Raw genomic sequence first — 24,797 nt, forward strand, 5'->3', positions numbered from 1 at the left:
GCTGTCTCCGGATTAGCGCTTTGGCATATACTCGGCCGCGCCAGGGTGCTCGCGGGGCACGGCCACGCACCTGCCTGCCCCTATCCCTGGATTACTTCAAAGACACGGAGTTTCACCACATGAGCCGCCCCACCCGAATCGTCGCCGCGCTGGCCGCGGTCGCGTTGATCTATCCCGCCGCAAGCTGGTATTCCGGCACGCGCATCCAGCAAGTCCTGGACGAGCACTACGCGGACATGAAGTCCCACCCGGCGCTCAAGGTCAGCGAACGCGTCTACGAGCGTGGATTCTTCAGCAGCACGGAAAAGCTGAAGTTCGACATTGCCATGACGGTCACGGCCGAGGATGGCTCGCTGCAGATGGGCGAACCCCTGCGCATGAGCGTGCTCAACCGCATCCAGCACGGCCCCCTGCCTCGACTCGGAACCCTGGCGGCGGCAACGCTCGACAGCGAGCTAGACGTCGAAGGGGAGGCGGGCGCCAAGTTGCGGGAGACGCTTGGTGACAAACCAGCACTGCAGGCGCAGACCGTGGTCCGGTTCGACGGCAGCGGCCATTCGCGGATGACGACACCGGCCCTGGAGCTCGAACTCGCGGCGGATACGGAGCGAGCCCTGCGCGTCGCCTTCAGCGCCTTTCAAGCGGACATCGATTTCGGTCCAGGCATGCGCCAGTACACGATGAAGCTCGGTATCGACCGCTTCTCGATGGAGGATCCGAGCCTGCGCATCGTCATGTCGGAGCTGGCGCTCGATGCGGACCAGCGTCGCCTGTTCGACGATGAGGCCTGGCTCTATGTCGGCAAGCAGCGTGCGACGATCGCCTCCCTGCACGCCGAGGGCAAGGATGATGGCGAGATGGCGGGGACCGACCTGCAGCTCGAGCGCCTGAGCTACGAGGTCGATGCCCCGGCCGATGGCGACTACGTGGATGTCATCGCCATGCTGGGGACGGAGGTGCTGCGTGTCGGGGGCAGCGATTACGGCCCCGCGCACTACGACTTCTCGATCAAGCATCTGCATGGGCGGACGCTGATGGAGCTGTATCGCAGCTTGATCGAGGTCAGCAGCGACCCTGCCCAGCTTGCGCTCCAGGCTGAGGATCCGGCGGCAATGTTCGCGCCCCTTGCCGAGCCGGCGCTCACCCTGCTGGCCCACGACCCCGAGTTCAGCATCGACCGCATCAGTTTTACCAGCCCGCATGGGACGGCATCGCTGTCTGCTCACGTCAATCTCAAGGGCATCGAGCCCGACGAGCTCAACAACCCCATGATGCTGCTCGCCAAGATCAACGCCGCCGCGGAAGCCTCTTTGCCGCAGGGCCTCGTCGTCGCCCTCATCGGCGCTCAGGCTCAGTCCCCGCAGGAGGCCGCGGTCGTCGCTGCTCAGTTGCAGCAGCAACTCGACATGCTCGAGGCCCAGGGCTTCATCGTGCGCAAGGGTGGCCAGCTCAGCAGCCGTGCCGCGCTCTCGAAGGGCCAGCTCACCATCAATGGCCAGCCGCTCGACCTGTTCGGGCTGGGCGGGCGCTGAGCGCGGACGCTGTCATCCCCGTGTAACTGCGAGGTCATCTTCCCTGAGTAAGGTGCGCGGTTCGACTTCATGCGAAGTCTCCGCCAACCCACACCCCTCAGGGAACCATGATGAATCGATTGACCGCCGTTTCGGTTGCGCTGCTCTCCGCTTTCGCCTTCAATCCTGCTCATGCGGCACCGACCTGTGCGTCGAGTACCGCCATCGACGGCACCCCTGTGCTGACCTGCGCCGAGCCGGGCTCGGTGCCGGTCAGCGACAGTCGTGACGCGCTCCAGGTGCAGGTCCAGGCCGGCGCGGGGATCACCAGCACCAACCGCAATACTGCTGCGCTCGACCTTCGCGGCGCCGGCCAGCAGGTCTCCAACGCAGGCCGCATCGAGAACACCGACACCCGCAACAACGGCTACGCGATTGCGGTAAACGGTGCCAACGCGAACATCGTCAATAGCGGCGTCATCAGCAGCGGCGACCGCGCCATCGAGGTGCTCGGCGGCACGGGTGGCATGCGGGTCGAGAACACCGGCGAGATCCTGGCGCGCCGTCAGGCCGTGCGCTCGCTGGAGGGCTTCGAGAACGCCGAGGTCATCAACCACGGTCTCATCGAGTCGCGCGACGGACGCGCCCTGCAACTGCGTGGCGATGGCGCCCGTGTGATCAACCACGGCACCCTGATCGGCGGCGAAGAGGTCGTCGAGGCGCGCGGCAACTTCTACATGGAGAACTACGGTACGGTATTGCTGCGCGATGGCATCGATGACGAGGACGGCGTGCAGTTCGCATCTGGCGAGATCCACAACTGGGGGCTGATCCAGGGCAGCGATGACGGCGTGGATATCGACGAAGGCCTGGTGCGCAACTACGCGACTGGGCGCATCATCTCCACCGGCGACACGGGCAGCGGCGTCGACATCGATCCGGAATTCGACAACGGCGTCGATCCGATTCGCCCCAGCGGTCCGCTGACGATCATCAACGAGGGCTACATCGAAGGCCCGCGTGCCATCGGTGCCGACCCCGCCGCGCAGTCGAACGTGGATATCATCAACAGCGGCACACTCGTCGGCCGCAGTGGGGCAGCGATCGAACTCGCGCCGGGCCAAGGCGATAGCACGCTGACCCTCACCGGCGGCAGCGAGATCTTCGGCGACGTCTTCTTCGGCGCCGGCAATGATGGCGTCTTCATCGACAGCCTCGGCGCGGCCGGTGTGCTCAGCTCAGGGGTGATCGACGGCGGCCTGGGCATCAACAGCGTGCGCTTCGTGAGCTATGCCTTGTCTGACCTGCTGTCCTTCGTATACGAAGACGAGCGGGTGGAGCTGTCGTTCATGACTGCCTTCGGCAAGGTCAGCGGCGCCTTCCGCAACTTCAGCCAGTGGGACTTCGGCGTCGATGACGCGCGCTTCGATACGCTCACGCTGGCCAGCCGTTTCGATGGCTCGAACGCGGTCCCGGCGCCGGCCACCCTGCCGCTGCTGCTCGGCGCACTCGGCGGGCTGTGCCTCGTCGGCCGTCGCCGTCGCGGCTGAGCTGAGCGTACAGCTTGTCTTTACACCCGCCGTCCCTCGGGCGGCGGGCGTGCGACTCCTGCAATCAGCCGGCATGGCGGTGCGCGTCGGCCAGCACCCGGGCGCCGACGCCGCACAGCTCACGCCCAGGCTGTGGAAGGGGCACTTCGGGCCATCGGCGGCGTATCGCCAGATCGGCCGGGGCATCCGCGATCATGGGCGCCAAGGCATCAATCGCTCTGTTTACCGCGTTGCCGATCGACCCCGACGAGCTGTCCACGTGTTCGATCGCTGGCGAGAGGCGCACCAGAAACTTCACCGCGCCCTCGGCGCCGCGCACGGGGTGCTTGCGGGCCACCGCCCTGATCTCGGAAACGGCTTCGCGGATTCGGGTGATGGCAGGCTGGGACTTCCAGCCGAAGGTGTGGCGCCGAAAGCGCGCAGCGAATTCCCTGGTGGGCTTGTCGGTCTTTGTTCTCATGAAATTGCGGTATTGTCCGGTGTGTCAGGGGCCGGAAGCCGGCGACACCGGGAAGAAGCCGAACGCATGCTGCGCAGCTGCGTTGTTCGGATAGTCTTCCGGCGCGGGGGTGCGTAGGTCCTGCGTGGTCCAGCAACATCGCCATTTTCTACCCATTCCGACTCTTTGATCGTGGCTGAATGAAGCGCCCTTTTTTGCCAGCTTCACCGCAAGCAGATGAGCTTGCATCGCACTGCCCTGAGTCCCGATACCGAAGCCGATGGATAACCAGCAACAGGTCATTGCCTACCTTGAAACCCTCGGTGCCCCAGCATTGCGCAAGATGCTACTTGAGGCCGCCTTCAACAACGCCGAACTGTGGAAGCGTCTGCTGACTCAGGCGACGGCAGCCAAACGTCCGGGATTGGGCGTGCTTGAGAAGACTCTTCGACATAGCCTCACGCCTGAAGGCAATTTCGGCTGGGCGGATGATGCCGGCTACGCTGATCGTGTGGAGGATGCAGTCCGGCTGCTCGACGCGCGCATCGAAGACGGCGATCCCGCCTTGCTCGAGCTCGTCGAGGGGCTCATCGATCTCGTCGAACGTTCCGTCGAGCAATTCCACGAGTCCTCTGGACTCCTCGATGATGCGATCCGCGCCCTTCACAGAACACATCTCGACGCCTGCGCTGCACTGCACATTCCTCCGGAGGACGTGGGGCGCGCGCTCTTCCGACGGCAACTCGAGGACCGCTGGGGGTTTCTTCCCGAAATCATCGACGACTACTTCGAACTGATCGGTGAAGCCGGCCAGTCTGCGTACTGGGGGGCCGCCTTCGAAGCCTGGGAAGCCGTGCCGGACCTTGAGGCCGGGGACAGGAGCTCCTCGGTTAGTTCAAGGCGTCTTGCGATCGAAGCAATCGTGGAGGGAAAGCTGGCTCAGGTCGGTGATCTGGACGCCCTGATCCGGGCGAAAGCCAGAAATCTCTCCCGAAGTGGTCGCCATCTGGAGCTCGCAAAGCTTTGCCGCGAACATGGGCGGCTTGACGAGGCGATTCGTTGGGCGGAGGAGGGCTTCGAAGCGTTTCCTGTTAACGAGTCCTACCCGCTCGAGAGTCTCTTGGTCGAGCTCTATCGCGAAAGGGGGGATTACGAAAAGGTCGAGAAGGTCGCCTGGCAACGCTTCGAGCGTCTCGCCGGGTGCAAGGCCTTCTTCGATCTGCTCGAGATTGGCAAGCTGATCGGAAGAGAGTGCAGTTTGCGTGAGCGGGCGTTGGGGCTGCTGTGGTCCCGGGTCGAGAAACAGGAGTCCGAATCATCAAAAGGTGAATCTTCCCGACGGTCGGCAGTGTTCGGCTTCGAACGTGATCACCTGGTCGGCATTCACCGGGAGGAAGGAGACGTCGAGGCGATGTGGGCCGTCTTCTGCGGAGGTCCCGTGTCCGTGAAGCTCTGGGAGGCGGTGGCGGCCATGCGAGGCAAGACGCATCCCGACGAGGCCGTTGCGCTTTACCGTCGGCTGCTCCCGCACGTGGTCGAGGCCGAAGGGCCGGGCGCGCGCTACGACCGCGCGTTCGAGATTGTCGCCGCGATCCGGCAGCTACGCCTCCAAGAAGGGCAGCCCTGGAAATTCGAGAACGAGCTTCGTGAAATCCGGGTCGAGTGGAGGCGCAAGCGCAATTTCATGAAACGGCTCGAGGGGCTCTGAAGCGGCTCTGGTGCGCAGGTGGGGGAGCTGTCTGCACCGAATATAAACGCCGCACGGTGTGGCACCAGGCCTCCAGGTACCAGTTATTGCGATAGAAGGTGAGCCGCTGCGGCGAGACTGTGCGGGCCGTATGCTCGTCGCGCTCGCGTGAATAGTGGGTGATGCGAACTTGCCGCCGCTGCAGGAGTGCCCGCGAGAGCTCGCTGAAATGCTCGGCATCCTTGAACCGGTGACCGATGCGAGCCAGGTGGATCCGTTGGGCGATCTCGTCGAAGCGCTGGCCCTCCTGGCCGAGGATGCTCTCCAGCCGGGAGAGAAGCGGAGCAACGTGCGGAGCGAGCAGGCGCGGTTCCAGGTCCGACAACAGACGGTGCATCGTCAGCAACGCGTAGGTCTCGTCGGCGTTGAACCACAGGCCGGGCAGCTCATAACTCGGGCCTGCGCCGGGCTCCGCGAAGCGATAGCCGCCGGCGTCCCGGTCGTGGATGATCGGGGCGTTGAAGCGGTCCTTCAGGAATGCGAGATCACGCTTGAGGGTTGCCCAGGAAATCTCGAGCTCATCGAGCAGTTCCTGTCGCGTGACCACCTTCCGGGCGGTCAGCAACTGATCGATCCTGTAGAAGCGTTCGCTGCGGTTCATGGGGGAAGCTGTTCGGTGAAATACGGTGAGCATACCGAAGCGGGCGCACCGGGTGAGCCCTGGATGTCGGAAAATGCCAATCGAAAAAACGACCACTCAGGAGCCCATTTCATGACCCAGAAGTTCGACACCGCCCTGTCGCTCGCCCTCGAAGCTCACGCGGGCCAGATTCGCAAAGGGACCGAGAACGCTCTTGGCTTGCCATTGCCGTACATCACGCACCCGGTTGCGGTGGCGACTTTGGTTCAACGCTATGGTGGCAAAGAGGACCAAGTCATCGCCGCGCTGCTGCACGACGTCCTTGAAGACGGTGGTCCGCAGTGGGCGGATCCGATCCGCGACGCCTTTGGTGGCCAAGTCCTCGACCTCGTGCAGTTCTGTACCGATGGCCTGCCGGATGCCCAGGGGCAGAAAAGCCCCTGGCGCGAGCGGAAGGAGCGCTACCTCGCCCACCTGCGCGCGGCGGAAGGCGACGGCGTTCTCGTCTCTGCCTGCGACAAGCTGGCCAACCTGCAGGCAATCCTGCTCGATCTGACGGAGATCGGTGAGTCGGTGTGGACGCGCTTCACCGGAGGCAAGGAGGGATCGCTGTGGTACTACGCGGAGTTGGTCGAGGCCTTTGGCGGACGGGTGCCGGCGGCGCTGGAAGCTGCATTGCGGCGCGATCTGGCGGCGGTGCTGGAGCTTGCCGAAGCGAAGAGCCGGGTGGCGTCACCTGTCCGGCAGTGCTGATTGATCAGAGGTAACGATAAATTCTCGAATAGACTGTTCGAAAGACCAACGTCCGTTAGTTAATTTCGAGTTGTGCAAACAGATTTCGAGGATTCGATGCCCAGCATTGGCTACGCAGAACTCATCAGCCGACTCTCTCTGGTCGTCCGACCGCTGGTGAAGCGGGCGGAGGTCAGCGGTTCGGTCAATCGGCGTGTGGATTCGGCCGACAGCGTCCTTTTTCCGCGCGGCGTTGCCGTCGAGGACACGCTGGTCGGGCACCTCGAGTTTGCCTTGCGCCATGAGGGCGTGAATCTTGAAGTCATCGACGCCCTGTTCGAGCATCTCCCGCCGCAGGACTTGTTGGCACGGTTAAACGCGGCGCCCAACGGCGCGCACATCCGGCGGGCGTGCCATCTTTGGGAGTGGCTGACGGGACAGGAGCTCCCGCCGGAGGCCTTGCCGGCGGGAGGCTACGTCGACCTGTTTCCTGCCGACGATTACGTCACCGCCGGGAAGCCCACCAACGACCGCAGATTCCGCGTGCGCAACAACGCACTGGGAACGGCCGCTTTTTCCCCGGTTGTACGGCGCGCGGCGCTGCCGAGCGCGCCGTCTTTGCCGGAACTCCTCGACAAGGCGCGCGAGGCCCTGGCGTCCGTGACGGATCCGTCGCTCCATGAACGCGCGCTGAGCTACCTGTACCTTTCAGAGACCCGCAGCAGCTTCGAGATCGAGCGCGAGCATCCGAGCTCGGACAAGCAGGAGCGCTTCGTTCAACTGCTCCGGCGTGCCGGAGAAACAACACAGGTCACCGAGGACTGGCTGGTGAGCCTGCAGAACGCCGTCGTGCGCGACGTGTACAGCCAGGAGGCTTCCTACCGGACAAAGCAGAACTGGCTGGAGGACGCCACCGGTCGCGTCACCTTCTTTCCGGTGCCGCAGGCCGAGCTTGCGCGCGCGATGAGGGGTTGGGAGGCCTTCATCAACGATGACCTCCGCTGCACCGATTTACTGGTCAAGGCAGCCGCCGCCGCGTTCGGCTTTGTCTACCTGCACCCCTTCATGGATGGTAACGGGCGCCTGCACCGGTTTCTCATCCACCACGTGCTGACGCACTCGGGGCTGCTGCCGACAGGAACGGTGGTGCCCGTGTCGGCCGTCATCCTGAAGAACATCCCTGCCTACGTCGAGGTACTTTCGGCGTTCTCCCAGCCGGTGACGCGGCTCTGGCACTACATGCGCGCCGAGGAGGCTCCGCATGTAACCGCGCATCCGGGGAGCAGAGCCTACCGATTCTTCGACGCCAGCAGGGAAGTGGCTTTCCTGCACCGTATGATCCAGCAGGCCGTGGAAGACGAGATCCCCCGCGAACTGGCGTGGCTGAGCGGCTACGACAAGGCCTTCGCGCAGCTTGATGCAGAGTTCGATCTGCCCAGGAAGGACCTGTCGGCCTTGATCCGCATGGCGCAGTCGAGTCAGGGACGGCTCTCTTCGAGGCGGCGAAAGCAGTATTTTCATCTGCCTGCCAACGTGTTGGACCGTGTTGAAGAAGTTGTGCGCGAGTCGTTCGGCCTCAGCGTGAGGGAGGAGGCCGAGGAGGGCTAGTTTTTCGTGCTTTTCGACTCGAGTGCTGCAAGAGCTCGTTGTTGTGAGGAAAATTCGAGCGTCGTGATGATTTTTCGAGTTCAGCGGGTGAGGCGTGTCGGATCCGAAAATCGGCTTGTCGGCCTCAACTGCCGGTGGCTTGATGGCGCAGTCAGGCAGCAATGTGTTGGTCACCTGCCGTTCGAGCGCCATGCAGGACCCGGCCCAGCCGAGGCTGGCCTCGCACGGCCCGCCATTGGATGCTCAGGTCATGCAACGAGAAAAACCTTCCCGAGAGGGCTTTTCTGCCTTGTGTCAAAACGGGTTTCCACGCTCGACCACTATTGTCTGTAGTGGCGCCGCGGTCATGCATGCCGTAAGCGACACGGTCAAGGAGGTGGTCGAAGGGGGCGAGTTGCGCTGGTATCGCGAGGCGTTTGAGGCGCGCAAAAGGATGGTCAGCGCTTCCCGAAACGAGCTTTTGTTGCGCATACACAACAGTAAGCAAGCTATCCGAAAACGAAAAACCCACCGCTTTGGGTGGGTTCGTCTGCTTACTACACGCTTACTGTGACTTTTCGCGCCTTGCAGAAATTGCGCTAAGTCCTTGATCTTGTGGGGCGACATACCGGTTTCGAACCGGTGACCTTTGGAGCCACAATCCAACGCTCTACCAACTGAGCTAATGCCGCCACTACTTGGCCCCGGTAAAACCGAAGCCCAGAAAACTCGTCCTGGCCTGCCCGGCAGGGATCGAACCTGCAACCCCCGGCTTAGAAGGCCGGTGCTCTATCCAATTGAGCTACGGGCAGATCCCGCGGGCATATCGAGGTGTGAGCTGGTCGGGGTGGAGGGATTCGAACCCCCGACATCTTGCTCCCAAAGCAAGCGCGCTACCGGACTGCGCTACACCCCGAGAGCCGCGAACTATACAGAGTCCTTTTTGCCGCGTCAAACCAAATCAGCAGAAAATTTACAGTGTCGATGCGCGATGCCATTCACGTACGACGTGAACCAGGTTAACGAACAGCCACGAGAACTCCGCGACGATGAGTACGCCGGCAAGCGGCGCCAGCGCGGGGATCACCGCGGCAGCGCAAAGGGCGCCGAGGGCGACTGCGTGGAGTTGCAACTGGCGGCGTACCGGTGGGTCGGGCAGCAGCTTCTTGACGTTTGGCGCGCGCACGCCCGACTGGGTCAGGTTGAGCCAGGCGAGGAAGGGGACGATCTTGTAGAGCATGGCGCTGATCGTGCCGACGAAGGTCCCGTGCAGGATCAGCACGCCGGCCAGCACGGGCCACTGGGAGCCGTCATGGAACTGGGCCAGCAGCAGCACGCCAAGGCTCGCCAGGAGGGCGAGCATGGCAAGGCGGAAGGCTCGGAAGGGTGCATCCGGCACACCGCGCCGCGAGCGCATCTGCAACCGCAGCGTCTGCAGGCTGAATGCGGCGGCGGCGATGAGCAGGCCGATTCCGCACAGCAATGCGCCCGTACTCAGTCCGCTGATCATGCAGATCGACCACAGCACCAGTAGCGCCAGCGTGGCCGGGGACCACACGCGGGTGAAATCCGCGGGGTAGGAGGGCGTGATCTGGAACATCGGCACCACGACCCAGCTTGTTGCCGCCAGCAGGATGCCACCCCAGCCCATCCAGGCCCACACCGCATGCATGTCCACAGCGGTAGGGAGGTCGATCGGCAGGGCGAGACCGCGCCCAAGGGCGAACGCCAGCAGCGTGCCCAGCAGGGTGGCCACCGTCAGTCCGGCCAAGGCCAGGCGCAGGTCGCGCGGCGTTCGGCTGGCACCGTGGTTGGGCGCGGCCTTTGCCAAGGCGATGAGGCTCGAGACGAGAAAGGCGATGAGCCCGCCGGCCAACAGCATGGCCCCGGTGACGATCGCGGCCGGGATGCCCGCACCCAGCCCTAGCGAGAGGCTGGCGGCTCCAAACGCGAGGAGCGCGTGGGTGGTCGCCGCGATGCGGCGCGGCGCTGGGAGCGCGGCGCCCGCTGCCACCGGGAGGATCTGCAGCAGCGCGCCCAGCATGACCTGCAGCATGAAGCCGGCAGCGAACAGGTGGACGACTGCCAGGGCGCCCGGTGTCCACCGTGAACTCAGTAGCTCGGCGTCGAACAGCAGCAGCAGTCCGGCTGCGAGACCGAACAGCGGTGCAGTGAGGAAGAAGCGGAGCGGGGCGGAGAGCGGTGGCGTGTCCTGGTAGGCGAGTCCGGGATTGGCGCTGCTCATGGACGACCGATCAGGATCTCGATCGCGCCGTCGTCACGAAAGTTCGCCTCGTGCCGATAGCCGTCCCGATCGAGCATGCGCAGCAGCGGATGCGGCATGCGATCGATCAGCAGGGTGAAGCTGCTGCCGGGGGCGAGGTCGGCGATGGCCTCCATGGCGCGCTCGAAGGGCTGGGGCGGCTCCAGGCCGCGGGCGTCGACGGTCTTGTTGCTCATGCAGCGTGCTCCCTTGCGAGACGGTGCGACAGGTTGCCCACAACGGCTTCGCTTTGCGCGCCGAGCCGGGTATCGCACATTGGGTAGAGGATGTTCTCTTCTTTCATGTTGTGCTGCTGCATCATGATCAGCAGCGTTTCGGCCTCGCCCGCGAACTCGTCGGCGTCCTGGTTCTCGAGTGCCGAGGCCAGGCGTTCGAGTGTTGCGCGCATCTCGACGTGCTCGCCGCGCATCACCTGGGTCGGCCCCTGAGTCATTCCGGTCGCCGCCTCGAAGCGCGGGAACAGCTCCTGCTCCTCGGCCTGGAAGTGGGTCTCGAGGCTGGAGGTGAAGCGGTTCAGCGCCTTGGTCGCAGCCGGCCAGTCCTTGCGGGCGGCAAGGGTCTCGGCCGCTGCGAACTCATGGTCGCAACTGCGGTGGTCGTGCGTCATCAGTTCGGCGATCGAGGTCATTTTGCGCTCCAACGGTGGATGCGCTCATTCTCCTTACCGCGTGTTCATCAGCATTGATAAGTGTCAATTAGGGCGTGCTGATCGGCCGCGCGCAGGCCCCCGGCGAGGTGGGATGGCCTGCGCGCGGCGCTGCAGGCACAATCCTGCCTCGACCTTCCACGGGATGTTTCAGATGCATGACTCCACGGGGCCGAGCGCCTGGGGCAGGATCTTCCTGCCCTTTGCGCTGGGCTATTTCCTCTCCTACCTGCTGCGCACGGTCAATGCCGTGATTTCGCCTGCGCTCACCGGGGAGCTCGGCCTCTCGGCGGCCAATCTCGGTTTGCTCACGAGCACCTATTTCCTCGCCTTCGGGCTGGCCCAGATCCCGGTCGGCATGGCACTCGATCGTTATGGCCCGCGGCGGGTGGAGGCGATCCTGCTGCTGGTCACCGCGGCGGGCGCGGTGCTGTTCGCACTCGGCGAATCGCTCGTCGTGCTCGGCGCCGGGCGTGCGCTCATCGGGCTGGGGGTTTCGGCCTGCTTGATGGCAGCGCTCAAGGGTTTTGCGCTGTGGTACCCACCCGAGCGCCAGAGCTCGATGACCGGATTCATCATGGCTTCCGGCGCGATGGGCGCGCTGGTGGCGAGCGCACCGCTCGAGGCCGTGCTGCCGATCCTGGGCTGGCGCGGCGCGTTCTGGGTGGTCGCTGCACTTGCAGTGGTGGCCGCACTGACCATCCACCGCTCGCTGCCCGATGCGCGCTCGAGCGGTCCGCGGGGCAGCCTGGGCGACGGCCTGCGCGTGGTCGCGGGGATCTACGTCTCTCCCGCATTCTTGCGCTATGCCGCATCGTCGGCCTTCTTCGTGGGTGGCTTCATGGCGATGCAGAGCCTGTGGGCGGTGCCCTGGCTGATGAACGTCAATGGCTTCGACCTTGCAGGGGCGGCGCGCATGCTGGTCGTGCTCAACCTCGGCAGTCTGGTCGGGCAGTTGTCGATCGGTTTCCTGGGCGTGCGCCTCGCACGCCTCGGTGTCGGGCCCATGGCCTTGCTGCGCTGGGGCTATGCGCTGTTGGTGCTGATCCAGTGCGCGATCCTGTGGTCGGTCGCGCCGCCGGCAGTGCTCTGGTTCGCCTACGGCATGTTCTCCGCGGTGAACTCGCAGACCTATCTTGCGGCGTCGAGGGACTTCCAGCCGGCGCTGTTCGGCCGCGTGAGCACGGCGATCAACCTGATGGCCTTTGCCGGTGCCTTTGCCGTGCAGTGGGGGCTGGGCGGGGCACTCGACCTGTTGCAGGCCAGTGGGCACTCGATCGAGGCGGCGCTGTGGGTCAGCTTTGCAGGGCTGATCGCGCTGCAGGCGGTGGCCTTCCTGCCCCTGCTGCGCAAGGGCGGGCGCCCCGCGGCCTGAGTCGTGCGCGTGGTCTCAGGCGGCTAGCCCGCAGGCCACGCCCGAGGACCACGCCCACTGGAAGTTGTAGCCGCCCAGGTGCCCGGTGACGTCGACAACCTCGCCGATGAAGTACAGGCCAGGTACCTCGCGTGCCTCCAGCGTCTTTGACGACAGTGCGCGGGTATCGACCCCGCCCAGCGTGACCTCGGCCTTGGCGTAGCCCTGGGTGCCCGAGGGCGTCAGCTGCCAGCCCGACAAGGCGGCGGCGATCGTGCGCAGCTCGGCATGGCGGTACTGGTTGAGCGGGCGCTGCCAGTCATGCAGTTCGCACCAGGCGTGGGCGAAACGCCGCGGCAGGCGTTCGGCGAGCAGGTTGGCGAGCAGCGTCTTGTCCTGGGCGTGTGCCAGCAGCCAGTCTTCGGCGTCGATGCCGGGCAGCAGGTCCAGGCTGACCGGGGCCCAGTCACCGGCCTCATAGGCCTGTTGCTGCCAGTAGCTCGACACCTGCAGTATCGACGGGCCGGACAGGCCACGATGGGTGACAAGGGCGGCCTCGCGGAATACAGGGCCGCGGCACTGGGCCTCCACCTCGAGTGAGATCCCCGCAAGCGGTGCGAGCAGTGCGAGCGTTTCCGGCGGCAGGGTCAGCGGCACGAGGGCAGGGCGGGGCGCCACCACCGGCAGGCCGAACTGCTCGGCCACACGGTAGCCGAAGGGGGTGGCGCCGATCTTGGGGATGGCCAGGCCGCCGCTCGCGATAACCAGGCTGTGGGCGGAGAAGCTGCCCTGCGTGGTGGCGACGACAAAGCGCTCCGCTTCGTCGCCGCTGCGTGCGATGCCTTCTACCGTGGCGGGCATGGCCCACTCGACGCCGCCGTCATCGCAGCGCGCGCGCAGCATGTCGATGATGTCTTGTGCGGAGTCGTCGCAGAACAGCTGGCCCCAGTCGCGCTCGTGATAGGCGATGCCATGGTGCTCGACGAGTTCGATGAAGTCGCGCGCACCATAGCGCGACAGCGCCGAGCGCGAGAAATGCGGGTTGCGGCTCAGGTAATTGTCGGCACTGACACGGCGGTTGGTGAAGTTGCAGCGCCCACCCCCGGAGATACGGATCTTCTCGGCGAGCCGGGTCGCGTGATCAACCAGCAGCACGCTGCGGCCACGCAGGCCGGCGGTCGCTGCACACATCATGCCTGCAGCACCCGCACCAATGACGATGACGTCGAAACTGCGCCGGCCGGATTGCGGAAATGGCTTGCTGGCGTGCTTCACGGCCTTACCTGTGGCTGCAAAGCGGCGCAGAATACGCCTTGTTCCGCAGTGCGGCAATCAGGAGCGGCCTTGGCCGGTCATCAGCATGACCTGCATGCTTCAAGCTTCTGAAGTCATCCAACAAATTCAGGACCCAGAGGAGTACACACATGCCCGATCCCACGACCGACCCGAATCCGGCCTCTCTCAGCGGTCGCCGGCCTCGTCGGGCGCTGTGGCTCGGCGGCGGCCTGCTCGCACTCGCCGCGCTGCTTTACCTGGTCGTGCCGCCGCTGGCGCGCCAGCAGGCGGAGACGATCCTTAGCGAAAAGCTCGGCCGCGAGGTCCGTGTCGAGCGTGTGCTGATCAATCCCTTCCGCCTCACGGCTGAGGTTGGTGGCTTCAGTGTCAAGGAGGCCGATGGCAGCGCCGATGCGCTGGCGTTCGAGACCCTGCGTGTGAATCTCGAGTTGGAGTCGCTCGTTCGGGGCGGAGTCGTGCTGCATGAGCTGGCCCTGATCGGGCCGAGACTGCGCGTGGCGGTCGATGAGCAGGGCGGACACAACTGGGCCGACGTCATCGAGCGCTTGGCTGCGCTTGGCGGTGAGGACAAGGGCGATGCCGGCCCGACGCTGTTCTCGGTGGGCAACATCCGCATCGCGGGCGGGCTGCTCACGGTGCACGACAAGGCGCGTGGACTTACGCACGAGCTGAGCGAGATCGGGCTGGGTGTGCCATTCCTCTCCAACCTGCCGGTGCGTGTCGATGTGTTCGTACAACCCTCGCTGTCGGCCAAGCTCAACGGTGATCCCCTCCTGCTCAGTGCGCGCACCAAGCCTTTCGCGGATTCGCACGAGACCATTCTGGATGTGGTGCTGCAGCAGTTCGACCTCGCGCCCTGGCTCGCCTACCTCCCGGCGGAAGTGGGGGTGCGCCTGCCGTCTGCACTGCTCACGACCAATGTCGAGATCTCCTTCCGCCAGCCAGCGGGGGCAGCCCCTGAGCTGGCGCTGCGCGGGCCGCTCAAGCTCGAACAGGTCGTGCTGCAGGATCGCGATGGCGCTCCGCTTGCCAAGGTGGCCGAGGCGGAGCTCGAGTTCGCCGATGTGCAGCCGCTGATCGGCCGTTGGCAGTTCACCCGGCTGCGGCTTGCACAACCCGAGGTGGATGTCATCCGGCGAGCCGATGGCAGCCTCAACCTCGCTGCGTTGATGCCGCCCGCGCACGGGGCGACGACTCGTGGCGCGGCAGCCGTGCCGGCGGAGCGCGGCGGCCAGCCTGCGCCCGCTGCCGCATCTCCGGCACCGGCGGTGGATTTTCTGCTTGCGCTGGCGCGCGTCCGCGATGGCGTGATCCGCTTCGAGGACCAAGGCGTGGGTGGCCCGTTCCGCATGCGCATCGAAGCCATCAACCTTGACATGCGTGACCTTGCCAGCAGTGGCGATCTGCCCGCCGAGCTGCGGCTCGACTATCGCACTGACGCGGGTGAGCAGTTCGTGCACGAAGACCGGCTGCGGCTCCTGCCCTTCGAGTTTGCCGGGCAGACTCGATTCGATGCGCTGCAGCTCGCCCGCTATGCACCTTACCTGGCGGCTGCGCTGCCGGGTGGCGAGTTGCGCGCGGGGACGCTGTCGGGGGCGGCGAACTACCGCGTCGTGCTGGGTGAGGATGGGCAGCCGAAGGTGGACCTGAGCTTCGGTACGCTGGTATTGCGCGAATTTGCGTTTGCCCTGAAGGGCGCCAAGGAGCCAGCGGTTCGGGTGCCTGAACTCGATCTGAGCGAAGCGGTGCTCGACCTCGAGGGGCGCAGGCTGCGGCTGGGGACGGTGGAGGTCAAGGGGGCGGCGGTGGCCGCAGTGCGACTGCGCAACGGTGATCTCGATCTGGTGCGGGCGCTGTCGGGCCCGGCTCCCGAGCCCCGCGCCGCTGCTGGCAGACGGAAGCAGCCCCAGCCGCCTCAGCCCGATTGGGTGGTGGAGCTCGACAAGCTCGCGCTCAAGGCAGCGTCGCTGCGCCTGGAGGATCGTAGCGTGGGGCGCCCGGTGCTTACCACGATCGACGACATCGATTTCGAGCTCGAGGGCTTTTCGAGTGCAAAAGGGAACACCAGCCAGTTCAAGCTTGACTCGCGGCTCAACAAGCGTGGACGGGTGGCGGTTTCGGGGCCGCTCTCGCTGACGCCGCTGAAGGCCGAACTCCGGCTCGACCTGCGCAGCGTCGACCTCATGCCCCTGCAGCCCTATGTGCTCGAGCAGACCAAGATCGCGATCTCGCGAGGAAATCTCACCACGCAGGGCCGGCTCAACCTGCAGACCGGGCGGCGGGGACAGTTGCTGGCGAGTTTTCGCGGTGACCTCGGGGTGGCCAACTTTGCCTCGGTCGACCGCCTCAACGCGACCGACTTCGTGCGCTGGCGCACCCTGCGCGTCGGCGGCATCGATGCCCGCCTAGAGCCTTTCTCACTGGCCATCCGGCGCGTGGCGATCGACGACTTCCATACCCGGCTCATCCTCGACGAGGAGGGGCGCCTGAACCTGCGCGAGATCGGTGGCGGCGGATCGCAAACGGCAGCCACGCAGTCGGCGCCACCGACCTCCAGCGCGGGGGGGGGCTCAGCTGCCGCGTCGTCAGTGCCAGGCCCGGATGCGGTAGCGGCAGACGGGCCGCCTCCGCCGCCCGTGCGTATCGACCGCATCGAGATCAAGCGTGGCAATGTCGCGTTCAGCGACCGCTTCATACGGCCGAACTACGACGCCAACCTGACCGGCCTTGCCGGCGAGATCGTCGGCCTGTCGACCTCGTCGGACACCATTGCCCGGGTCGAACTGAGCGGAGAGGTGGACAAGACCGCGCCGCTGTCCATCAGCGGCGAGCTCAACCCGTTCCGCCAGGACGCCCATCTCGACATCGTCGCCAAGGTCAAGGACTTCGAGCTCACCGGCCTGTCCAGCTACTCGGGCAAGTATGTCGGCTACGGTATCGCACGTGGCAAGCTGTCCGCCGAGCTCAACTACAAGATCGAGGACCGCAGGCTCACCGCCACCAACCAGATCTTTCTCGACCAGCTCACCTTCGGCGACAAGGTCGACAGCCCGGATGCGGTCAACCTGCCGGTCCAGCTCGCCGTGTCGCTGCTCAAGAACAGCCGTGGCGAGATCGATCTGCACCTGCCGGTGAGCGGCACCCTGGATGATCCCGAGTTCAGCGTGTTCGGCCTGGTCGTGAAGATGTTCTTCAACCTGATCGGCAAGGCCATCACCTCGCCCTTCACCCTGCTCGGCGCGGCGTTCGGCGGTGGCGAGGAGTTGTCGCATCTCGAGCTCGCGCCCGGTAGCGGTCGACTGGATGAGGCCCAGCAGGACAAGCTCGCCAAGCTGGCGCAGGCCTTGGCCGAACGTCCTGCGCTGCGGCTCGACGTGATTGGCCGTGCCGACCCCGCCTCCGACCTCGACGGCCTGCGCCAGGCCGGGTTGGACAATGCGCTGCGGGCGCAGAAGCTGAAAGCGCTGATCGCACGTGGCGAGGAGGCGCCGTCTCTCGACGACATCGAGGTTGGCGCAGACGAGTATCCGGCCTTGCTCGAGAAAGCCTACAAGGCGGCCGACATCAAGAAGCCGCGCAACCTCGTCGGCCTGGTGAAGGATATCCCCGCCGCCGACATGGAGGCGCTGCTGCGCGCCAGCGTGAGCGCGTCGGAGGCGGAGTTGCGCGCACTTGCCCAACGGCGCGCGCAGGCTGTACGCGAGTGGATGATTGCGCAGGGGGGCATCCCGGGCGAGCGCATCTTCGTGCTCGAGCCCAAGGTCGAGCCCGTGGCCGAGGGCGGCCAGGTGCAGTTCTCGCTGCGCTGAACGGGCTGCAGTGGTGGCGCTCAGCGCAGCTTCACGACGGGCTCGCCGAGGTTGAGGTTGCCGACGCCGTCCTTGCCCTGAATGAGCATCTTGCCGACCGGATGTTCCGCCTTGCACGGCGACAGGCGGCGTCCGTCCATCTCGAAGCGCGCCAGCTCGACACCGTCGAGCGGCGGGGAATAGGTGGCGGTGAGTTCGCCGTGGTAGTTGTACTCGAAGTCGCCGGTGAAGCGCGCCTCGATCCGGGCCTGGCTCCCCCGCACCGTGCATTCAGCGCGGTAGTAGCGGTAGTGCGCGTCCTTGGACCACGATTCGCCGCTGCAGGCCGGCTCTTCGTGCCCCGGGCGGCGCAGGATCGGCGCGGGCGTCGAGCCCAGGCAGACATGGAAGCTGGCGACCCCAGCCGCCTCCGTGGCCGGCGCCGTGTTGATCAGCCACAAGCCCGGCAGGCGTGCAGGGGCGTCGATCGGGGTTGCCGCGAGGGCTGCGGTGCTGGACAGGGTGGCAATCAGGAGCAGGACTGGGCGCATGGCCGGTCTCCGGGGGGGGCGGGTTGATGGGGGCGAAACGTAGCGGCGACAGCTTATCAGGCGTGTTCCGGCAGGCGATTTGAGCCAGCGCAAGAAGTGCGCGTCCGTGCAACGAGGGGCAGGGACTGGCGCATTTGGAGGCCTTGCCCCGCCCCCCTACAGCATCCCCATTTCCAGGCGTGCCGCCTCGCTCATCATTTCCCGGCTCCAGGGCGGATCCCACACCAGGCTCACCGTCGCCTCCGCAACGCCGGGGATGGTCAGCAGCTTGTCGCGCGCTTCGTCCGCGATCAGCGTGCCCATGCCGCAGCCCGGCGCGGTGAGGGTCATGTTGACGGCAAGGCGGAAGCGCCCATCTGCCAGCGCTTCGGCCGTGCATGCGTAGACCAGGCCGAGATTGACGATGTCGATCGGTATCTCGGGGTCGTAGCAGGTGCCGAGCTGTTCCCATGCCGCGCGTTCGATGCCTGCAGCGTCGAGTGCGCCGTCGGCAGCGGGCGGGGGTGGCGGGGGCAACTGCGGCGCGAGGCCGAGCGCGTCGGCGTTGCGCTCATCGATACGGTAGAGGTTGCCCCCGCTCATGACCGTGATCGAGCCGCCCAGGCGCTGGGTGACTAGCGCGTAGCTGCCTTCCTCCAGCGTCTGGGGCTGGCCCCAGGGCACGCTCACCGCTGCGCAGTCGCGCTGCAGGATGCGGGTGTCGGTTTCGCCGTAGCGTTCGCCCATGATCTGCTCCTGTGCCGCCTCATCGGTTGGCGGCCTTGGTTCATTCGGTATGTGCCGTGGATGCCTCACCGGTCAAGGCGTTGTGCAGCGTGTGCCAGGCCAGGGTGGCGCACTTGACCCGCGCCGGAAACTCGCGCACACCGGCGAGTGCCGCGAGCTTGCCGAAATCGCGCTGCGGGCCGGGCTCGTCGCGCGCTGCGGTGAGCAGGGCGTGGAAGTCGCGAAACAGCGCTTCCACCTCGGCAAGCGGGCGGCCCTTGATCGCCTCGGTCATCAGCGACGCCGAGGCGGTGGAGATGGCGCAGCCGTGGCCGACGAAGCTGGCGTCATGAACGATGCCATCGGATACCTGCAGGTAGACCGTGAGCTGATCTCCGCACAGGGGGTTGTGGCCGTCGGCGTGGCGGTTGGCGCCGGGCATGGGGCGGTAATTGCGCGGGCTGCGGTTGTGATCGAAGATCACCTCCTGGTAGAGCTCGCGCAGCATGTCGTCCTTGTCGTTCATCACGCGCCCCTGGTGCCGAACATGCGTTGCGCCTTGTGGATGGCGGCGACGAGCGCGTCGATGTCGGCCGGGCTGTTGTAGAGGGCGAATGAGGCGCGCGCAGTGCCGGGGATCCCCAGGCGTGTCATCAGCGGCATCGCACAGTGGTGGCCGGCGCGGATCGCCACGCCTTCGCTGTCCAGGATGGTGCCGAGGTCGTGCGGGTGGATGCCATCGACCAGGAAGGACAGGATGCCCGCCTTGTTGGCCGCGGTGCCGACGAGGCGCAGCCCGCGGATGTCGGCGAGCGCGGCGGTGGCTTGTTCGAGCAAGGCGTGCTCGTGGGCTGCGATGCGTTCGAGCCCGATGCCGCGGACGTATTCGATCGCCGCGCCGAGGCCGACCGCACCGGCGATGTTCGGGGTGCCGGCCTCGAAGCGTTGTGGCGAGGGCGCAAAGGTGGTGTGCTCGAAGGCGACGGTGCGGATCATGTCGCCGCCGCCTTGCCAGGGCGGCATGGCGTCGAGCAGCGCGCGACGGCCGTAGAGGGCGCCGATGCCGGTCGGGCCGTAGAGCTTGTGCCCGGAGAAGGCGTAGAAGTCACAGCCGATGGCTTGCACGTCGACCGTCGTGTGGGCGACGGCCTGCGCACCGTCTACCAGGACGACAGCCCCTGCGGCGTGCGCCTTGGCGGTCAGCTCGGCGACCGGCAGCACCGTGCCGAGCGCGTTCGACACATGGGTGATCGCGACCAGGCGGGTACGCTCGCCGAGCAGGCCGTCGAAGGCGAGCATGTCGAGCTCGCCATTGATCTCCACCGGCACGACCTTGAGCACCGCGCCGGTCTGCTCGCACAGGAGCTGCCAGGGCACGATGTTGGAGTGGTGCTCCATGTGGGTCACCAGGATCTCATCGCCCACCGTGAGACGTGGCCGCCCCCAGCTCTGTGCGACGAGGTTGATCGCCTCGGTGGTGCCGCGGGTGAACACGATCTCGTCTGCGCTGGCGGCATTGAGCAGCCCTTGCACGCTCGTGCGCGCAGCGTCGTAGAGCTCGGTCGCATGCTGGGACAGCCAATGCACGCCGCGGTGGATGTTGGCGTTCGAGTGGCGGTAGAAGCCGCGCTCGGCCTCGATCACGGCATCGGGCTTCTGCGTGGTTGCGCCGTTGTCCAGGTAGGCCAGGCGCTTGCCGTGCACCGGCCGCGACAGGATCGGAAAGTCGGCCGCGCGCTGGAGCAGGGCAGGGCGGGTGGCCGGTGCGCTTTGAAGGGTGTGCATATTCACTGCAGGGCCTCCATCCGTGCGCCGCCCGGCAGGCTCGACAGCAGCAGGCCACGGCCGCGCTTGCGCACGGCGGCGTGGGCGATGCGTTCGATGACCTCGGCGGCAAAGGCATAGGTCAACAGTTGGCGCGCATGGTCGGTGTCGATGCCGCGCGCGCGCAGGTAGAAGAGGGCGTCCTCGTCGATCTGGCCGACAGTGGCGCCGTGGGCGCATTTGACGTCGTCCGCATAGATCTCGAGCTCCGGGCGGGCGTCGGCCTCGGCCAGCCTGGACAGCAGCAGGTTGTCACAGCGCTGTATGGCATCGGTACGCTGTGCGTCCTGGGCGACGATGATGCGTCCGGCGAACACACCGCGCGCGTTGCCGTCGACCAGGCCACGGTAGTACTCGCGGCTGGTACCCAGCGGCCTGGCATGCTCGATGAGCGTGTGATGGTCGACATGGCGCCTGCCATCGACGTGATACAGGCCGTTGAACAGTGTCTCGCAGCCTTCGCCGGCGAAGCGGGTGCGGATGTCGTTGCGCGCCAGGCGGGCGCCGAAGGACAGCGAGTGCGAGGCGAAGTAGGCGCCGCTTGCCTGTTCGGCTTCGATCTGCGCGAGATGGATGGCTTGCGCGTCCTGCTGCTGCAGTTTCACGTGGGTGATGCGGGCGTCCTGCGCCGCCTGCACCCGGGTGACGATGGTGCCGAGCGTGGCGCCGCCGCCGACATGGTGCTCGACAACCGTTGCCTCTGAATTGGCATCGGCCACGATCAGGTTGCGCAGGTGGGTGTCGGCCGCGCCGGTGGCGCCGATGAACACCAGGTGCAGCGGCTGCTCGAGCGCGGTGCCGCGCGCCAGATGCACGAAGGCGCCGTCGCTGCATAGCGCCAGGTTCAGTGCGTAGGGGCTGGCGCTGTCGTCAGCGCTGCCGAAGGCGGCCTCGACCGCATCGGGTGCGCTGTTCAGCGCCTCCGACAGTGCGCCTGCCTTCACGCCGGCCGGCAGCATGCCGGTAACCGACAGGGCTGGCGCGAACCGTCCGTCTACGAACACCAGCCAGTGGTCGCCCTCATCGAAGGCCGCGCGCAGCGTGGCCAGCGCGAACGCAGGGTGGGGGGCAAACGCCGGCGCCGCCAGCGCCTGCTGATCGAGGAAGGCGAGCGAGGTGTGGCGCCAGCCTTCCAGCCGGCTCGTCGGCCAGCCGAGATCGGCGAAGCGCGCGATCGCGTCGGCGCGGCGACGCGCCAGCCAGGGCAGGGTAGCGCCGGGCAGCTGGCTGGCGCGCTCGCGCTGGCGGGCGGCCCAGGCGTCGATCGTGCTCATGACCGTGCTCCTGATGCAGCCGCGGCGGCCTTGCCGTCGGCGTCGATCCAGCCGTAGCCGTGCGCTTCCAGCTCCAGCGCCAGTTCGCGACCGCCCGAGCGTACGATGCGGCCCTGCGACAGCACGTGCACCTTGTCGGGCACGATGTAGTCGAGCAGGCGCTGGTAATGGGTGATGACGATCATCGAGCGCTCGGGCGAGCGCAGGCGATTGACGCCCTCGGCGACGATCTTGAGCGCGTCGATGTCCAGGCCCGAGTCGGTCTCGTCCAGCACTGCGAGCCGGGGTTCCAGCAACGCCATCTGCAGGACTTCGTTGCGCTTCTTTTCGCCGCCGGAGAAGCCCTCATTGACCGAGCGGTAGAGGAATTCCTCCTTCATGCCGACCGCCTTCATCTCGGCCTTCACCCGCGCGAGGAAGTCCATCGCGTCGTACTCGGGCAGGCCGCGGTGGCGGCGCACCGCGTTGACCGCAGCCTTGAGGAAGTAGGCGTTGGACACGCCGGGAATCTCGACCGGGTACTGGAAGGCGAGGAAGAGCCCGGCGCGCGCGCGTTCCTCGGCAGGCAGGGCGAGCAGGTCGGTGCCGTCCCAGTCCACGCTGCCGTCGGTGACGGTGAAACTGTCGCGCCCGGCGAGCACCTGGGCCAGCGTGCTCTTGCCCGAGCCGTTGGGGCCCATGATGGCGTGCACCTCGCCGCTGCCCACCTCCAGGTTCAGACCCTTGAGGATGGCCTTGCCGTCGACGGCCGCGTGCAGGTTGTTGATCTTCAGCATGTTTTCTCTCCCGATTTCAATTCCATATCTCGCCTGAGGCCCCTGCACGACAAGCGTGCGGCTACCGGCTCCGCCGTAGGAGCGGCGCCAGCCGCGAGCCTTTCCCGCGGATAGGCTGCGCCGCGTCGCCTTGAACCCCTCGCGGCTGGCGCCGCTCCTACGAGGACCTGCGGGGCCGATCTATCCCATTTCGGTTTAGCCGACACTGCCTTCGAGGCTCACGCCCAGCAATTTCTGCGCTTCCACCGCGAATTCCATCGGCAGTTCCTTGAACACCTCGCGGCAGAAGCCATTGACGATCATCGACACAGCGTCCTCTGCACTGATGCCGCGCTGCATCGCATAAAAGAGCTGGTCCTCGCCGATGCGCGAGGTGGTGGCCTCGTGCTCGACATGCGCTGTGGGGTGGCGTACCTCGATGGTGGGGAAGGTGTGCGCCGCGCAGCGATCGCCGATCAGCAGCGAGTCGCACTGCGTGTAGTTGCGCGCACCTTCCGCCTTGGGCGTGACGCGTACCAGGCCGCGGAAAGTGTTGCTGCCGCGCCCGGCCGAGATGCCCTTGCTGAGAATGGTGCTGCGGGTGTTGCGCCCCATGTGGATCATCTTGGTGCCGGTGTCGGCCTGCTGCAGGTTGTTGGTCAGCGCCACCGAGTGGAAGTCGCCCACCGAGTCGTCGCCGCGCAGGATCACGCTCGGGTACTTCCAGGTGATCGCCGAGCCGGTCTCGACCTGCGTCCAGGAGATGTGCGAGCGCGCGCCGCGACAGTCGCCGCGCTTGGTGACGAAGTTGTAGATGCCGCCCTTGCCGTCCTTGTCGCCCGGGTACCAGTTCTGCACGGTGGAATACTTGATCTTGGCGTCGTCGAGCGCGATCAGCTCCACCACCGCGGCGTGGAGCTGGTTCTCGTCGCGCATCGGCGCGGTACAGCCTTCGAGATAACTGACCGAGGCGCCTTCCTCGGCGATGATCAGCGTGCGCTCGAACTGGCCGGTATCGCGGGCGTTGATGCGGAAGTAGGTCGACAGCTCCATCGGGCATTTCACGCCCTTGGGGATGAAGACGAAGGAGCCGTCGGAGAACACTGCGGAGTTGAGCGCAGCGTAGAAGTTGTCGCCCGGCGGCACCACCGTGCCGAGGTACTGGCGCACCAGCGCCGGGTGCTCCTTCACCGCCTCGGAGAACGAACAGAACACGATGCCGTGCTCGCCCAGCTCCTTCTTGAAGGTGGTGGCCACGCTCACCGAGTCGAACACCGCATCCACCGCCACGCCAGCCAGGCGTGCGCGTTCGTGCAGCGGCACGCCGAGCTTCTCGAAGGTGCGCAGCAGTTCCGGATCGACCTCGTCCAGGCTCTTGGGGCCGTCCGTCTTCGACTTGGGTGCCGAGTAATAGACGATGTCCTGGAAGTCGACCGGCGGAAACTGCACCGCGGCCCAGAGCGGCGGCGTCATCGTCAGCCAGTGGCGATAGGCCTCGAGCCGCCAGTCGAGCAGCCATTCCGGCTCGCCCTTGCGCGCCGAGATCGTGCGGATGACGTCTTCGGACAGCCCCTTGGGCACGGTGTCGGCCTCGAGCCGGGTTTCGAAGCCGGCAACGTAGTCCTGCTCCAGAAAGGCACCGAGTGCTTCGTTTCTCGTGGGGGCGTTCATGCTCGCTTCTCCTTGTCGGTGGCTACTGCGTGCGGGCCGAGGATGAGGTGTTCGTCCGGACCCTTGCCGCAGCCCTGCGGCTGGATCATGTCGGCGACGCTGACGTCCTGGAGTGCGTGGCGCACCACCTTGTTGATGCGAAGCCAGTTGTCACGGATGCGGCAACCGTCTTCCATATTGCACAGGCCGCTGCTCGCACTGCACTCGGTGAGCCCGAAAGGGTGCTCCTCGAGTGCGTCGATGATTTCGGCGACGCTGATCTGCTGCGGCGGGCGCGCCAGGCTGTAGCCGCCCTGCGCGCCGCGCTGGCTGGTGACAAGCGCACTGCGTCCAAGCGTCTTGAGGACCTTACTGACCGTCGGCACTCCCAGCCCAAGCGCGTCGGCCAGCCCCGCGGCGCTGAACACCCTGGCGGGGTCGCGGGCCATGTGGGTGAGGATGAGCGTGCCGTAGTCGGTGAGCTTGCTGATGCGCAACATGTCTGTGGGTTCCGGGGTCTGTGT

At 66.1% G+C, this 24,797-nt stretch carries 22 protein-coding genes and 3 tRNA genes; 8 read left to right on the forward strand and 17 right to left on the reverse strand.

The window, feature by feature from the left end; all coding sequences use genetic code 11:
- Positions 1-119: 119 nt before the first annotated feature.
- A complete protein-coding gene (locus LQF09_RS09005; protein WP_270069739.1) occupies positions 120-1,532 on the forward strand; it encodes a YdgA family protein in 1,413 nt (470 codons plus the stop codon).
- Positions 1,533-1,642: 110 nt separating this feature from the next.
- The gene (locus LQF09_RS09010; RefSeq protein WP_270069740.1) at positions 1,643-3,061 is read left to right on the forward strand and encodes a hypothetical protein; all 1,419 of its coding nucleotides are present in this window, start codon (positions 1,643-1,645) and stop codon (positions 3,059-3,061) included.
- A gap of 64 nt (positions 3,062-3,125) precedes the next feature.
- On the opposite strand, the gene LQF09_RS09015 is transcribed toward LQF09_RS09010, so the two are convergent.
- A complete protein-coding gene (locus LQF09_RS09015; protein ID WP_270069741.1) occupies positions 3,126-3,521 on the reverse strand; it encodes a hypothetical protein in 396 nt (131 codons plus the stop codon).
- A 259-nt stretch (positions 3,522-3,780) separates the two neighbouring features.
- Between LQF09_RS09015 and LQF09_RS09020 the strand changes: the two genes are divergently transcribed.
- Positions 3,781-5,208, forward strand: a complete 1,428-nt coding sequence (locus tag LQF09_RS09020; RefSeq protein WP_270069742.1) for a DUF6880 family protein — start codon at positions 3,781-3,783, stop codon at positions 5,206-5,208.
- On the opposite strand, the gene LQF09_RS09025 is transcribed toward LQF09_RS09020, so the two are convergent.
- Positions 5,183-5,848: a helix-turn-helix transcriptional regulator gene (locus tag LQF09_RS09025; RefSeq protein WP_270069743.1), complete on the reverse strand. Its 666-nt coding sequence runs from the start codon at positions 5,846-5,848 to the stop codon at positions 5,183-5,185. The genes LQF09_RS09020 and LQF09_RS09025 overlap by 26 nt on opposite strands.
- 111 nt (positions 5,849-5,959) lie before the next feature.
- Between LQF09_RS09025 and LQF09_RS09030 the strand changes: the two genes are divergently transcribed.
- The 3 genes from LQF09_RS09030 (at position 5,960) to LQF09_RS09040 (ending at position 8,720) form a co-directional block, all read left to right on the forward strand.
- A complete protein-coding gene (locus LQF09_RS09030) occupies positions 5,960-6,580 on the forward strand; it encodes an HD domain-containing protein (RefSeq protein WP_270069744.1) in 621 nt (206 codons plus the stop codon).
- A gap of 96 nt (positions 6,581-6,676) precedes the next feature.
- Positions 6,677-8,167 (forward strand): Fic family protein, encoded by a 1,491-nt coding sequence (locus LQF09_RS09035; RefSeq protein ID WP_270069745.1) that lies wholly within the window; start codon positions 6,677-6,679, stop codon positions 8,165-8,167.
- A 94-nt stretch (positions 8,168-8,261) separates the two neighbouring features.
- On the forward strand, positions 8,262-8,720 hold the full coding sequence (locus tag LQF09_RS09040; RefSeq protein WP_270069746.1) for a hypothetical protein: 459 nt from the start codon (positions 8,262-8,264) through the stop codon (positions 8,718-8,720).
- A gap of 42 nt (positions 8,721-8,762) precedes the next feature.
- Here the strand turns inward: LQF09_RS09040 and LQF09_RS09045 are convergent.
- The 6 genes from LQF09_RS09045 to LQF09_RS09070 all read right to left on the reverse strand — a co-directional run bounded on the left by LQF09_RS09045 (position 8,763) and on the right by LQF09_RS09070 (position 11,058).
- Positions 8,763-8,838 (reverse strand) — tRNA-His (locus LQF09_RS09045).
- 43 nt (positions 8,839-8,881) lie between these two features.
- Positions 8,882-8,958, reverse strand: a tRNA-Arg gene (locus LQF09_RS09050).
- A 27-nt stretch (positions 8,959-8,985) separates the two neighbouring features.
- Positions 8,986-9,062 (reverse strand) — tRNA-Pro (locus tag LQF09_RS09055).
- A 57-nt stretch (positions 9,063-9,119) separates the two neighbouring features.
- Positions 9,120-10,391: a hypothetical protein gene (locus tag LQF09_RS09060; protein ID WP_270069747.1), complete on the reverse strand. Its 1,272-nt coding sequence runs from the start codon at positions 10,389-10,391 to the stop codon at positions 9,120-9,122.
- Positions 10,388-10,606 carry a DUF2249 domain-containing protein gene (locus LQF09_RS09065; protein WP_002928280.1) on the reverse strand — a complete coding sequence of 73 codons (219 nt, stop codon included), beginning with the start codon at positions 10,604-10,606 and terminating at the stop codon, positions 10,388-10,390. Before LQF09_RS09065 ends, LQF09_RS09060 begins: the two co-directional genes overlap by 4 nt.
- Positions 10,603-11,058, reverse strand: a complete 456-nt coding sequence (locus tag LQF09_RS09070; RefSeq protein WP_002928281.1) for a hemerythrin domain-containing protein — start codon at positions 11,056-11,058, stop codon at positions 10,603-10,605. Before LQF09_RS09070 ends, LQF09_RS09065 begins: the two co-directional genes overlap by 4 nt.
- 172 nt (positions 11,059-11,230) lie before the next feature.
- Here LQF09_RS09070 and LQF09_RS09075 point away from each other — a divergent pair, with 172 nt between their 5' ends.
- The gene (locus tag LQF09_RS09075) at positions 11,231-12,451 is read left to right on the forward strand and encodes an MFS transporter (RefSeq protein WP_270069748.1); all 1,221 of its coding nucleotides are present in this window, start codon (positions 11,231-11,233) and stop codon (positions 12,449-12,451) included.
- Between the two features lie 15 nt (positions 12,452-12,466).
- Here the strand turns inward: LQF09_RS09075 and LQF09_RS09080 are convergent, their stop codons facing one another.
- On the reverse strand, positions 12,467-13,705 hold the full coding sequence (locus LQF09_RS09080; protein WP_002928284.1) for an NAD(P)/FAD-dependent oxidoreductase: 1,239 nt from the start codon (positions 13,703-13,705) through the stop codon (positions 12,467-12,469).
- Between the two features lie 149 nt (positions 13,706-13,854).
- On the opposite strand from LQF09_RS09080, the gene LQF09_RS09085 reads away from it, so the two are divergent.
- A complete protein-coding gene (locus tag LQF09_RS09085; RefSeq protein ID WP_270069749.1) occupies positions 13,855-17,535 on the forward strand; it encodes a DUF748 domain-containing protein in 3,681 nt (1,226 codons plus the stop codon).
- Between the two features lie 20 nt (positions 17,536-17,555).
- Here the strand turns inward: LQF09_RS09085 and LQF09_RS09090 are convergent, their stop codons facing one another.
- The 8 genes from LQF09_RS09090 to LQF09_RS09125 all read right to left on the reverse strand — a co-directional run bounded on the left by LQF09_RS09090 (position 17,556) and on the right by LQF09_RS09125 (position 24,773).
- The gene (locus LQF09_RS09090) at positions 17,556-18,065 is read right to left on the reverse strand and encodes a DUF3617 domain-containing protein (RefSeq protein WP_002928295.1); all 510 of its coding nucleotides are present in this window, start codon (positions 18,063-18,065) and stop codon (positions 17,556-17,558) included.
- A gap of 156 nt (positions 18,066-18,221) precedes the next feature.
- The gene (gene sufT / locus LQF09_RS09095; protein WP_270069750.1) at positions 18,222-18,791 is read right to left on the reverse strand and encodes a putative Fe-S cluster assembly protein SufT; all 570 of its coding nucleotides are present in this window, start codon (positions 18,789-18,791) and stop codon (positions 18,222-18,224) included.
- Between the two features lie 40 nt (positions 18,792-18,831).
- Complete coding sequence (gene sufU / locus LQF09_RS09100) at positions 18,832-19,296, reverse strand: Fe-S cluster assembly sulfur transfer protein SufU (RefSeq protein ID WP_002937177.1); 465 nt, start codon at positions 19,294-19,296, stop codon at positions 18,832-18,834.
- Positions 19,296-20,555: a cysteine desulfurase gene (locus LQF09_RS09105; protein ID WP_270069871.1), complete on the reverse strand. Its 1,260-nt coding sequence runs from the start codon at positions 20,553-20,555 to the stop codon at positions 19,296-19,298. The genes sufU and LQF09_RS09105 overlap by 1 nt, the downstream gene beginning before the upstream one ends.
- Positions 20,556-20,557: 2 nt before the next feature.
- Positions 20,558-21,868, reverse strand: coding sequence for a Fe-S cluster assembly protein SufD (gene sufD, locus LQF09_RS09110; RefSeq protein ID WP_270069751.1), 1,311 nt, complete (start codon positions 21,866-21,868; stop codon positions 20,558-20,560).
- A complete protein-coding gene (gene sufC, locus LQF09_RS09115) occupies positions 21,865-22,644 on the reverse strand; it encodes a Fe-S cluster assembly ATPase SufC (protein ID WP_002937180.1) in 780 nt (259 codons plus the stop codon). Before sufC ends, sufD begins: the two co-directional genes overlap by 4 nt.
- 195 nt (positions 22,645-22,839) lie before the next feature.
- The gene (gene sufB / locus LQF09_RS09120) at positions 22,840-24,294 is read right to left on the reverse strand and encodes a Fe-S cluster assembly protein SufB (RefSeq protein ID WP_270069752.1); all 1,455 of its coding nucleotides are present in this window, start codon (positions 24,292-24,294) and stop codon (positions 22,840-22,842) included.
- Positions 24,291-24,773, reverse strand: a complete 483-nt coding sequence (locus LQF09_RS09125; RefSeq protein WP_270069753.1) for an SUF system Fe-S cluster assembly regulator — start codon at positions 24,771-24,773, stop codon at positions 24,291-24,293. The genes sufB and LQF09_RS09125 overlap by 4 nt, the downstream gene beginning before the upstream one ends.
- Between the last annotated feature and the right edge of the window lie 24 nt (positions 24,774-24,797).

It is taken from the genome of Thauera sp. WB-2 (genome assembly GCF_027594845.1).
GTDB lineage: Bacteria > Pseudomonadota > Gammaproteobacteria > Burkholderiales > Rhodocyclaceae > Thauera > Thauera mechernichensis.

What these genes read in the sequence shown, in the direction of transcription:
- LQF09_RS09005 (WP_270069739.1), top strand. Translation starts at nt 120, where the DNA reads ATGAGCCGCCCCACCCGAATCGTCGCCGCGCTGGCCGCGGTCGCGTTG.
- LQF09_RS09010 (WP_270069740.1), top strand. Translation starts at nt 1,643, where the DNA reads ATGAATCGATTGACCGCCGTTTCGGTTGCGCTGCTCTCCGCTTTCGCC.
- LQF09_RS09015 (WP_270069741.1), bottom strand. Translation starts at nt 3,521, where the DNA reads ATGAGAACAAAGACCGACAAGCCCACCAGGGAATTCGCTGCGCGCTTT.
- LQF09_RS09020 (WP_270069742.1), top strand. Translation starts at nt 3,781, where the DNA reads ATGGATAACCAGCAACAGGTCATTGCCTACCTTGAAACCCTCGGTGCC.
- LQF09_RS09025 (WP_270069743.1), bottom strand. Translation starts at nt 5,848, where the DNA reads ATGAACCGCAGCGAACGCTTCTACAGGATCGATCAGTTGCTGACCGCC.
- LQF09_RS09030 (WP_270069744.1), top strand. Translation starts at nt 5,960, where the DNA reads ATGACCCAGAAGTTCGACACCGCCCTGTCGCTCGCCCTCGAAGCTCAC.
- LQF09_RS09035 (WP_270069745.1), top strand. Translation starts at nt 6,677, where the DNA reads ATGCCCAGCATTGGCTACGCAGAACTCATCAGCCGACTCTCTCTGGTC.
- LQF09_RS09060 (WP_270069747.1), bottom strand. Translation starts at nt 10,391, where the DNA reads ATGAGCAGCGCCAATCCCGGACTCGCCTACCAGGACACGCCACCGCTC.
- LQF09_RS09065 (WP_002928280.1), bottom strand. Translation starts at nt 10,606, where the DNA reads ATGAGCAACAAGACCGTCGACGCCCGCGGCCTGGAGCCGCCCCAGCCC.
- LQF09_RS09070 (WP_002928281.1), bottom strand. Translation starts at nt 11,058, where the DNA reads ATGACCTCGATCGCCGAACTGATGACGCACGACCACCGCAGTTGCGAC.
- LQF09_RS09075 (WP_270069748.1), top strand. Translation starts at nt 11,231, where the DNA reads ATGCATGACTCCACGGGGCCGAGCGCCTGGGGCAGGATCTTCCTGCCC.
- LQF09_RS09085 (WP_270069749.1), top strand. Translation starts at nt 13,855, where the DNA reads ATGCCCGATCCCACGACCGACCCGAATCCGGCCTCTCTCAGCGGTCGC.
- LQF09_RS09090 (WP_002928295.1), bottom strand. Translation starts at nt 18,065, where the DNA reads ATGCGCCCAGTCCTGCTCCTGATTGCCACCCTGTCCAGCACCGCAGCC.
- sufT (WP_270069750.1), bottom strand. Translation starts at nt 18,791, where the DNA reads ATGGGCGAACGCTACGGCGAAACCGACACCCGCATCCTGCAGCGCGAC.
- sufU (WP_002937177.1), bottom strand. Translation starts at nt 19,296, where the DNA reads ATGAACGACAAGGACGACATGCTGCGCGAGCTCTACCAGGAGGTGATC.
- LQF09_RS09105 (WP_270069871.1), bottom strand. Translation starts at nt 20,555, where the DNA reads ATGCACACCCTTCAAAGCGCACCGGCCACCCGCCCTGCCCTGCTCCAG.
- sufD (WP_270069751.1), bottom strand. Translation starts at nt 21,868, where the DNA reads ATGAGCACGATCGACGCCTGGGCCGCCCGCCAGCGCGAGCGCGCCAGC.
- sufC (WP_002937180.1), bottom strand. Translation starts at nt 22,644, where the DNA reads ATGCTGAAGATCAACAACCTGCACGCGGCCGTCGACGGCAAGGCCATC.
- sufB (WP_270069752.1), bottom strand. Translation starts at nt 24,294, where the DNA reads ATGAACGCCCCCACGAGAAACGAAGCACTCGGTGCCTTTCTGGAGCAG.
- LQF09_RS09125 (WP_270069753.1), bottom strand. Translation starts at nt 24,773, where the DNA reads ATGTTGCGCATCAGCAAGCTCACCGACTACGGCACGCTCATCCTCACC.